Source organism: Mycobacterium sp. 852013-50091_SCH5140682 (assembly GCF_001665685.1).
In the GTDB taxonomy this organism is placed as follows: domain Bacteria; phylum Actinomycetota; class Actinomycetes; order Mycobacteriales; family Mycobacteriaceae; genus Mycobacterium.
The window spans coordinates 139,139-149,078 of record NZ_LZTB01000058.1 but is presented as its reverse complement, the minus strand read 5'-3'; the positions used below and the strand labels follow the sequence as shown (position 1 = coordinate 149,078).

Genomic DNA, 9,940 nt, shown 5'->3' with positions numbered 1-9,940 from the left:
GGCGCTACCCGCCCCACCCCCCCCGCCCCCCGCCCCCCCCCCCCCCCTTTTTTTTTTCAAGCAGAACACGGCATACGCGATGCAGCGTAGTCTCGTGGGCTCGGAGATGTGTATAAGAGACAGCAGTAGATCGATCACCACGCCGGAGCGTCCGGTCGCGGTGCGATGCGCGGCCAGGATCCCGAGCAGCCCGCCGGGGCTGACAGCAGCGGCGGTCAGGGCCCGCTGGGTTTGCAGGGCCCACTCCAGTTCCCGGCGCTCGGCTCGCGCCCGATAGGCGAACACCGCCTTGGTGACCGCGATGAACGGCACGGGGTCGGGCACGGTCAGCAACGGCAACCCCACGTCATCCGCCGCGTCGATCAAGCGCTGCGGAGCGCGTTGATGGGGGAGATCGCCGCCGAGACCCAGTGCGATGGCCCGCACCCCCGCATCCTTGAGCGCGGCGAGATAGTCGCGGCACCCGTCGAAGTCGCCGGGCAGCAGCAGTCCGATCGTCAGCAGCAGTTCGCCGCCCTGCAGCCACGGGCCGGGGCGGGCCAGTTCCGAAACCGCCGCCGCTTCGATCTCGGCATCGCGGGCTGCGTCTTGACCTGCGACGAGACTCAGGCCCAGATCGGGGTCGGCGAGCAGCTCGGCTATCGACAGCATGGACAGATTGTCGAACATGGTCGGGCGATTTTCGCCCATACGTCGATATCGCTGTGATGCGCCTCTCGTACATGGTGTAGCTATGACGCAGCAGACACCCCACAGCACACCGGTCGGACCCGTCGACGCCACCAAGGTGCCGCGGTACGCCGGTCCCGCCACGTTTGCCCGGCTGCCCCGCACCGACGAGGTGCCGCACACCGACGTCGCCGTGGTCGGTGTCCCGTTCGACTCCGGAGTCTCCTACCGCCCGGGCGCGCGGTTCGGCCCAGGCCACATCCGGGCCTCGTCCAAGCTGCTGCGGCCCTACCACCCCCGCCTCGACGTCGAGCCGTTCGCCGCGCAGCAGGTGGCCGACGCCGGCGACATCGCCGTGAATCCGTTCGACCTCAACGAGGCCATCTCGACGATCGAATACGCCTCCGACGAGCTGCGCGAGGGCGGCACGAAACTGATCACCCTCGGCGGTGATCACACCATCGCGCTGCCGCTGCTGCGGTCGTTGCACCGTGACCACGGCCCGATCGCGGTCCTGCACTTCGACGCCCATCTCGACACGTGGGACACCTACTTCGGTGCGCCGTACACCCACGGCACCCCGTTCCGGCGGGCCAGCGAAGAGGGCCTGCTCGACAAGGAACACTGCCTGCACGTGGGCACCCGCGGCCCGCTGTACGCCTCGACCGACCTCTCCGACGACAAGGTGCTCGGTTTCCAGGTGCTCGGATCCGACGATTTTCAGATTGACGGGCTGGCGGCCGTGATCGAGCGGATGCGGGCGCGCCTGGGTGAGGCGCCCGTCTACGTCTCGGTCGACATCGACGTACTCGATCCCGCCCACGCACCGGGCACCGGCACCCCGGAGGCGGGTGGCATGACCAGCCGTGAGCTGCTGCACTGCCTGCGAAACCTGGTGGGCCTCAACGTCGTCGGCGCCGACATCGTGGAGGTCGCGCCGGCCTACGACCACGCCGAGATCACCGGTATCGCTGCGGCGCATGTCGCGTACGAGCTGATGTCGGTGCTCGCCACCGGTAGAGGTGCCTGATATGACCGACTATCGCAACGGCGGAGCCGCCGTGGTGCAAACCCTTGCCCTGCACGGTGTCGACACCATCTTCGGCATCCCCGGCACCCACAACCTGGAGATCTACCGCCACCTCGGCGACGCCGGGATTCGCGCGGTCACGCCGCGACACGAGCAGGGGGCCGGCTACGCCGCCGAGGCCTACGCCCGCGTCTCGGGCCGCCCGGGCGTCGTGGTGGCCACCAGCGGACCCGGGTTGACCAACGCCATGACCGCGGCCGCCACCGCCTACGCGGAATCTCAGCCGATGCTGGTGTTGTCCTCGGGCATGCCGACCGGCGCGGAAGGGCGCGATCTCGGGCAACTTCACGAGGCCAAGAACATCAGCGGGGCGATGAACGAGCTGGTGCGCTGGAGCCGTCGGGTGCGCAGCGCCGACGAGGCCGCCGAGGCTGTGACCGAGGCGTTCGGCAGCTTCACCGGCCGCAGGCCGCGCCCGGTCCACATCGAGATCCCGATCGACGTGCTGGAGTCCTCCTGGTCGGGCCGGGCCAGGCACTGCGTGAAACTCGCTGCCCCGCAGGCTGATCCCGAGACGGTCCGGCGCGCCGTGGCCGCACTGGCCGCCGCAGAGGCGCCGTTGATCATCGCCGGGGGAGGAGCCGTCGACGCGCAGCCGGAGCTCACCGCGCTGGCCGAACTGCTCGGCGCTCCCGTCGCCACCACCGTCAACGGCAAAGGCGCTCTCTCCGAGGCACATCCGCTGTCGGTCGGCGCGTCGGTGCGGCTGCGGAGCGTCCAGAACGCCGCCGCCGAGAGCGATGCCCTGCTGCTGATCGGCACCGAGCTCGGCGATTCCGACCTGTGGGAGGGGCAGATTCGCGGCAAGGTCGTGATCCGGTGCGATATCGAACCCGGCCAACTGGACAAGAACTGCCCGGCCGATATCGCACTCCTGGGCGACGCGGCCACGACACTGGCCGCGTTGGCGGCGTGGCTGCCCGACAGGCCGGCGACCGACGGATCGGCGCGCGCCGCAGCGCTGCGCGCCGAATGTGTCACCGAGGCGGCCCGCGATGCCGGGCCCCATGCCGAGATCAACGCCGCTGTGCGGGCCGCATTACCGGCCGAGGCGATCTTGGCCGGAGACAGCTCACAGGTCACCTATTTCGGCTCGGTGCACTTCTTCGACGTGCCCGGCCCGCGCCAGTTCTGCTACATGCCCGGCTACGCCACGCTGGGCTACGGGCTGCCTGCCGGCCTCGGGGCGTCGATCGCCCGACCGGGCGTGCCGGTCGCGGTGCTGCTCGGCGACGGAGCGCTGATGTTCTCTGTCCAGGAACTCATCACCCTTGTGGAACAACGGCTTCCGGTGCCGGTGGTCGTCGTCGACAACGGCGGATACCGGGAGATCCGCGAGCAGCAGGCCAGTCGCGGTATTGCCCCGATCGGCGTCGATCTGCGCACCCCCGATCTCGCCGCCATGGCAATTGCCATGGGCGCCAACGGCGTCCGCACCACATCCACCGACGACGTGACCGGCTTGGTGAGCGCCGCCCTGTCCGCCGACGGCCCCACCCTGATTCACCTGGACCTGCGCTGAGTCCAGTTCGACCCATTGAACCCATAGATAGAAAGGAGCGAAGCCATGGACGTCGCAGTTGTTGCGATCTACATCGTCTCGATGATCGCATTCGGCTTCTGGGGTAAACGCAAGGCAACGACCCAATCCGACTTCCTCGTCGCCGGCCGCCGGCTCGGGCCGTTCCTGTATTCCGGGACGATGGCGGCCATCGTGCTCGGCGGAGCCTCCACCATCGGAGGCGTCGGACTCGGTTACCAGTACGGCATTTCGGGCATGTGGCTGGTGGTCGCCATCGGCGTCGGCATCCTGCTGCTGAGCCTGCTGTTCGCCGGCCGCATCCAACGGCTGCGGGTCTACACCGTCAGCCAGATGCTCGAGCTGCGATACGGGCCGGGCTCCAGCGTGCTGTCCGGTCTGGTGATGTGGGGCTACACCCTGATGTTGTCGGTCACCTCGACCATCGCCTACGCCACCATCTTCGGGGCCCTGTTCGACATGGCGAAAGTCCCGTCGATCATCCTCGGTGGCAGCGTCGTGATCCTCTACTCGACACTCGGCGGCATGTGGTCGATCACCCTGACCGACTTCGTGCAGTTCATCATCAAGACCATCGGCATCTTCTTCATCTTGCTGCCGATCGTCGTGATCCGCGCCGGCGGTTTCAGCGGCATGATCGACAAACTGCCCAGTGATGCCACATCGTGGACCGCCATCGGCGGCAGCACCATCGTGACCTATTTCGTCATCTACACCTTCGGTCTGCTGATCGGCCAGGACATCTGGCAGCGCGTGTTCACCGCGCGCAGCCCGGGCGTGGCTCGCTGGGCAGGCACGGCCGCGGGCGTGTACTGCCTGCTGTACGCCGCTGCCGGGGCGTTGATCGGCATGGCGGCGCACGTGCTGCTGCCCAAGCTGGACGCCCGCGACGACGCGTTCGCCCGGATCGTCGAGGCGCAGCTGCATCCGCTGCTGGCGGGCCTGGTGCTCGCTGCCGCGCTGGCCGCGGTGATGTCGACCTCCAGCGGTGCATTGATCGCCACCGCCACCGTGTTCAGCCAGGACATCGTGGCCCGGTTGCGGCACCAGGACGTCGAGTCCGGCAGTGAACACGACCATGTCCGAAACAACCGACTGTACGTGGCCGGGTTCGGGGTGGTCATGGTGATCATCGCCTGCGTGCTGCAAGACGTGGTCGCGGCCCTGACGGTGGCCTACGACATCCTCGTGGGCGGCCTGCTCGTACCGATCCTCGGCGGGCTGGTGTGGCGTCGCGGAACCAACGTCGGTGCCGTCATGGCCATGGCCGTCGGGACACTCGCCACGCTGGTCACGATGGTGGCCACGGACATCTTCGCCAACGAGCCCATCTACGTCGGGCTGGCTTCGGGCCTGGTGGTGTACATGATCGGCAGCCTGGCCAGCAAGCCCACGGCACCCGAGATCCTGGCCGAATGGGACCGGCGCAGCCGCGGCGAGTCGGCGGTCGAGGAGCCTGCGACCGAAATCGCTTGAGCAACAAGCAATCCCGCCGTGAATTTCCGCGACCAGGAGCAGACATGACAATTGACAGACGCCGACTGCTCGCCGGAGTGCCGGCCGCCATGGCGGGTACCGCACTCTTCGCCGGCGCCACCACCGCATGTGCCACACCGGATTCGGGCAAAGGCTCGGGCGTCGACGGCCCACAGGTGCACTGGCGCATGATGGTGAGCTGGCCGAAGGACCTGAGCATCATGTACGGGGGCGCCCAGTTCGTCGCCGATCGGGTGAAGGCGATGACCGGCGGCCGGTTCACCATCGACCTGCATGTCGAGGGCGAGCTCGACACCAAAGACGACCTGATGACCGCGGTCAGCAAGGGCTTCGTCGAATGCGGTCACAGTTCCTCGGACTACTACGCGGACAAAAATGCCGGACTGACGTTCGGTTCCGGAGCGCCGTTCGGTTTGACGGCAGCCGAACACGCCTCGTGGCTGCGGTTCGGCGGCGGAATGGAGCTCATCGGCGGGCTCTACGACCAGTTCGGCATCGTGTATTTCCCTGCAGGCAATACCGGCGCACAGATGGGCGGCTGGTTCAACAAGGAGATCAAAAGCACCGACGATCTCAAAGGGCTGCGCATGCGCATTGGCGGTATCGGGGCCGAGGTCATGAAGACCTTCGGCGTCACCCCGGTTGACGTGCCATATCTCAAGCTGGCCGGCGCCATCAAGTCCGGCCAACTCGACGCCGCGGAGTTCGTCGCACCGTTCGACGACGCCGAACTCGGACTGAACAAGGTCGCGAAGTTCTACTACTCACCGGGCTGGTGGCAGATCGGCGATCAGCTGGATTTCATCGTCAACAAGAAGGCCTTCCACGACCTGCCCGCCGAGTATCAGCAGATCGTGGAATCCGCGGCATGGGAAGCCAACCAGCGAGTGGTCGCCGAGTATGACGCCAAGAACGGCAATGCGTTGACGGACCTGGTCAAGGGCGGCACGCAGCTGCGCGAGTTTCCCATCGACATGATGCGCACCGCCTTCGCAGTGATGGAGGGCATCCACGTCCGTGAGAGCGCCAAGAGCGCCGACTACAAACGCGTGTTCGAGTCGTGGAACGCCTACCGATGGATGGTGAAGAAGTGGCATGTCTTCATCGAGAGCCCGGTGATGCGGTCGAACGTCTTCACCGACCCGCCTCCGCTGCAATAGGTGTACGGGGCCACGACGTTGGTGACGCGTTCCGATGCATCATTGGGCCTGCCGGGAGTCGCCGACTGGTCGCGGGGAGGTCCTTCGATGCTCGGCCCGGCGCCGTGCGGCCTCGTGAGCCTCACGCAGGAGACGGACAGCTAGCGCGTTGGTGCGCGCGCCAGAGTTGATGATCGACACCCAACCCTGGCGGCGATACACCGGGTGTGGAAAGACCACGTCGGTTGCTGCGTAGTCCCACGACCGTTGCGAGGACTGAGCCGTCTCACCGGTCAGTTCGAGGAACGCGGTGCTGCCGACGTGAATGTTCAGTCGCCAACGCTGCGGCTCGTCGAGGTTGGACAACGTGTCGTCGGGATAGTTCTTCGTCACGACGGTGGCGAAGGGCTGCTGGTGTGCCGGTACCTGGCCGTCAGGTCCGTAGTAGAAGAAGTGGTCACCCCACGCGATGTCCGGGAACTCGCTGCCCTCGGCGGGGGCGATTTCGAGCACCCCATCGAACGATCGGATTGTCTGCAACAGTTGCTCCATACTCACGGTTCAAGCATGTACTTGAAGTGCTAGTGGAGGGTTGCATGCGAGCAGACGGCAGTTCACTCCAGAACATGTGCACGGCCTGCGCGCCTACCGCGACCTCGCCCACGCGATCGGACCCGTCGATGCGCGACGCGCGATGAGGCAGATCCGCATCGACCCGCCGGACCAAGCCGCAGCCCTGATCTGCGAGTTCCATACCCGGCTCACCCGGGAGCGCGAGCAGACACTCATCGCACGATCCGCGCTGGAGTCCATCAGCGCGGAGGCGACCACCGACGATGCGCCCGCAAAAGGCGACTCTATGACCATCACCGAACTGACGCAGGCACTCGGCGTCAGGGCATCCACGCTCCGCTTCTGGGAGAGCGTCGGCCTCGTCAGGCCGGAGCGAGTCCCCACTGCGGCTGGAACCGCACGACGGTACCCGGTCACCGCGATCCGGGAAGCCCGCATCACCGCCGCACTCTGTGCCGGTGGCTACCGAATCCCCGACGTCCGCAAGGCAATCACCGCCGTCCGCGAACTCACCGACGTCGCCACGTCACTCACCGCACTCGACGCCCGGCTACAGGCCATCGCTCAACGCACACTCGCTCTGCTCCGCTCCGGAGCCATATTGGCTGAGATCATCGAGGCCGTCCCAACGAGCGCAGTGGAAGACCCCGCGGTGCCATCAACGTCCTGACCAGCAACAACTAGGTCCGCAGCCCATGTCGTCCACCCGGGGCGAACCCGGCCGGCGGATCGACGGTGAGCCTGCCTGCCTGACAGCCTCGCAAGCCGCTCATCGGGAGCGTCGCCGCGACCTGGTCACAGCAAACTCTCCCCACGGCGTTCGTATGTCAGAATGGAAAATTGTCCAGCGAGTGCGACGTCGGTGTCGGGAACCTCTGGGGGAGTGTGAACGTGGACCGGGTGTGGGTACGGAATACAGCGATCAGTGCGGCCATCGCCTGCGGCGCCATGGTCGCCGGGCCCGGCGTCTCGGGCACCGCGGTCGCATCGGCTGACCTGCTCGGCGTCGGCGTGGATGTCCTCGGCATCTTCGGCCACCACAAGGACAACAAGAAAAGCTCCAATCACCGCGCGGGCGCCAACGGCAAGCAGAACGACGGCTCCGCCAAGACCGGCCGGTCCGATAACCAGAAGACGGGCAAACCCGGTCAGACGGACAAGCGGAAGACCGGTCTGGGTGGTGAATCCTCCGGTCAGAAGTCCGTCGGGAACACCGAGGGCGCTACGAATCGGGCGGCGCAGTCGGCGAACACCCCCTCGACCCTGAGCGCAGGGGCGGACGTTGCGGAGACGTCGGTGAGCGTGCCCGAGGTTCAGGTGAGTCTCCCCTCGACCGGCGGCGGAGGCGGTGGTGGCGGAGGCGGCGCAGCCGCCAGCGGGCGTATCGGCCGGGCCCCGAATCTGGCGGCGGTGCCGACCGCCCCGAGCAGTCGGCAAATCGTCATCCACGCCAAGCCTGCCGAGGCGCTGTCGGCACCCGCCCAGTCCGCCCCGCAAGCTCAGTCTCCGGCGCTCGCCTCGCCGGCCGCCCCCGTGGTCGCTGCGCCGGTCCCAGCGGTGGTCCCACCGCCGATGGTCGTCCTTCCGCTGCCGCCGCTGCCGGAGATCGCAGCGCCCGCCCCGTCCGAGGGCGCCGGAAGGCACGCGGCGCCGCCGGCCGCGCCGAGCACATCTCACGTGACCGCGCCCAGCACCCAGTCACCGAAGCACGCCGCGCCGACGATCAAGGCGATCCCCGAGACGTTCCGCATTGGCTACGCCGATTACCTGCGCGTGTCCAGCACCACAGATCTCGTCTTCGCCGTGCTGCCGGGCCTTGCCGGGATGGTGTTGCTCACCGCCGCCGGCGGCGCGGTCGGCTTCCGCCAGGCGCGTGCAGCGCGCACATTGCCGCCGCAGCAGATCGCCCGGTTCCTGCCGTAACGCCGGGTGGCTCGTCTGGGTCACCGCCAATAGTTGGAAGTGCCTGCGCGCCATACCTTCTGACGCTGCGAGTCGGCCATTGCCGAACCAACGGCAGCGGACTCGAAGGGTTTTGACAATGGTGTGCATGGGTGGGGCGCTTGGCTCATCCCATGATGACCAAAACCCGAATGGCGGCAACTGTCGCAATGTTTGCTACCGCTGTCGAAATCGCCGCTCTGGGTCACGGCCTGTGACGCCCCGGCACGTGACACAGCGCCGCCATACAACAAATGCCAGGTCGATTGACCTGGCATTTTTTTGGTGCCCTCGGTGAGATTCGAACTCACACTGGACGGGTTTTGAAATGGTGTTTCTCGCACTTATGGCGAACGGGGGAGAGTGACGGTAGGGCATGGCGAGTCATGTAAATCCGCAGTGCCACAGCGATTATCGAGACAATTCGAACATTAGTAACCATTGGTGAGCAACGGGGTCCGGTGAACACCCTGCGGACCATGTGCGGACTGTGTACCAACTATTGTATCAATTCGATCGTTGGCCGATCTGCCGCCGAGCACGGCGGTCGGCGGTCGGTTGACCTAGTGGACGCGCGTTGCTCGATGAGCGGCTGGAGTTGGGCCCCACAGCCCGGGGACAGCACCGATTTGCGGATTTGCCAATGACGGCTGGCAGCGTTGACTTACGCTGCCCATGCTTTCATTGGTGTCAATATCAAAGATCGGAGTTGGGGCATTCATGACGTACGGGTACGAACTCGATGAACTCGCTGACCTGGGTACGAAGTTGGGAGTTCGATTCAAGCCCGCTGAGATGGGGTTGATCGCCGAAGTTGCTTCTTCACTACCGATTACGGCAGCGCACGTAGTGTCGAAGGGCATGACGCGCATCTATTGGGTCTCCGGAACGCTGCTCGTGACCCTGGACCTGAAGGCAGGAGACGGTGAAGGCCACCTCTACATCGCCGACGTGGCCGTGCGGCCGCTCAAATCTGCCAAGGTGTCCATAGCTGCCCGCGCCGAATCCGATCCGTATGGGATTGATTGGAAATACCTGTCCTCTGTGCGACTCCAATTCGACAATGAGGAGAGCGCGTTAGAGTTCCCAGATCCAGGAACTTTGCCGCTCGATAACGTGGACAAGCGCGAGCGCGCCAAGGCATTCATTGACGCGCTACTGGAAGCGATTCGGTAAAACTGCGGGCTACAGCGACTCGACGTCACACAGAAGCTCGTATAGGTCTACTCCGTCGCTGACCAGTTGCGGCGTCATCTGTGCCTCTGCGAACTGCAGGACGGCGTTGACATTCACCGGCTCGCCATCGGCCAGTGCGCCCAAGGCGACGAACAGTAGTCCAGTAATCTCACTCATGGGCAGGAACGTACACCCGTGTGGGCAATGCTGGGGTAAGTGAAAACTAAGAGTTTTCAACGTGATTGGGCACTATTACCAACGACAATGCCCCCCAGGATTACTGGGGGGCATTGCTGCAATTGTCGCCGGGTCGCC

The 9,940-nt window shown here is 65.9% G+C and carries 10 protein-coding genes; 7 read left to right on the top strand and 3 right to left on the bottom strand.

Translation table 11 applies throughout. The features are described from left to right. On the bottom strand, nt 1-669 hold a 669-nt coding region (locus tag A5784_RS18525), incomplete at its 3' end, for a PucR family transcriptional regulator ligand-binding domain-containing protein (RefSeq protein ID WP_197514788.1). 64 nt (nt 670-733) lie between these two features. Here A5784_RS18525 and speB point away from each other — a divergent pair. From speB to A5784_RS18505, 4 genes are read left to right on the top strand one after another with little or no spacing between them, the layout of a single operon-like run. After that, a complete protein-coding gene (gene speB, locus A5784_RS18520; protein WP_064946341.1) occupies nt 734-1,699 on the top strand; it encodes an agmatinase in 966 nt (321 codons plus the stop codon). Between the two features lies 1 nt (nt 1,700). Next, on the top strand, nt 1,701-3,281 hold the full coding sequence (locus A5784_RS18515) for a 5-guanidino-2-oxopentanoate decarboxylase (RefSeq protein WP_064946340.1): 1,581 nt from the start codon (nt 1,701-1,703) through the stop codon (nt 3,279-3,281). 45 nt (nt 3,282-3,326) lie between these two features. Next, a complete protein-coding gene (locus tag A5784_RS18510; RefSeq protein WP_064946339.1) occupies nt 3,327-4,775 on the top strand; it encodes a sodium:solute symporter family protein in 1,449 nt (482 codons plus the stop codon). A 44-nt stretch (nt 4,776-4,819) separates the two neighbouring features. Next, nucleotides 4,820-5,956: a TRAP transporter substrate-binding protein gene (locus A5784_RS18505; protein WP_197514787.1), complete on the top strand. Its 1,137-nt coding sequence runs from the start codon at nt 4,820-4,822 to the stop codon at nt 5,954-5,956. Nucleotides 5,957-5,995: 39 nt separating this feature from the next. Here the strand turns inward: A5784_RS18505 and A5784_RS18500 are convergent, their stop codons facing one another. Beyond that, nucleotides 5,996-6,493 carry a DUF6194 family protein gene (locus A5784_RS18500; RefSeq protein ID WP_082944924.1) on the bottom strand — a complete coding sequence of 166 codons (498 nt, stop codon included), beginning with the start codon at nt 6,491-6,493 and terminating at the stop codon, nt 5,996-5,998. Between the two features lie 34 nt (nt 6,494-6,527). Between A5784_RS18500 and A5784_RS18495 the strand changes: the two genes are divergently transcribed. The 3 genes from A5784_RS18495 (at nt 6,528) to A5784_RS18485 (ending at nt 9,625) form a co-directional block, all read left to right on the top strand. Then, nucleotides 6,528-7,178 (top strand): MerR family transcriptional regulator, encoded by a 651-nt coding sequence (locus A5784_RS18495; RefSeq protein ID WP_232006125.1) that lies wholly within the window; start codon nt 6,528-6,530, stop codon nt 7,176-7,178. 221 nt (nt 7,179-7,399) lie between these two features. Beyond that, nucleotides 7,400-8,431: a hypothetical protein gene (locus A5784_RS18490; RefSeq protein WP_232006123.1), complete on the top strand. Its 1,032-nt coding sequence runs from the start codon at nt 7,400-7,402 to the stop codon at nt 8,429-8,431. A 738-nt stretch (nt 8,432-9,169) separates the two neighbouring features. Further along, nucleotides 9,170-9,625: a hypothetical protein gene (locus A5784_RS18485; RefSeq protein ID WP_064946335.1), complete on the top strand. Its 456-nt coding sequence runs from the start codon at nt 9,170-9,172 to the stop codon at nt 9,623-9,625. Between the two features lie 9 nt (nt 9,626-9,634). Here the strand turns inward: A5784_RS18485 and A5784_RS38355 are convergent, their stop codons facing one another. After that, on the bottom strand, nt 9,635-9,802 hold the full coding sequence (locus A5784_RS38355) for a hypothetical protein (protein ID WP_156750638.1): 168 nt from the start codon (nt 9,800-9,802) through the stop codon (nt 9,635-9,637). Nucleotides 9,803-9,940: the final 138 nt, after the last annotated feature.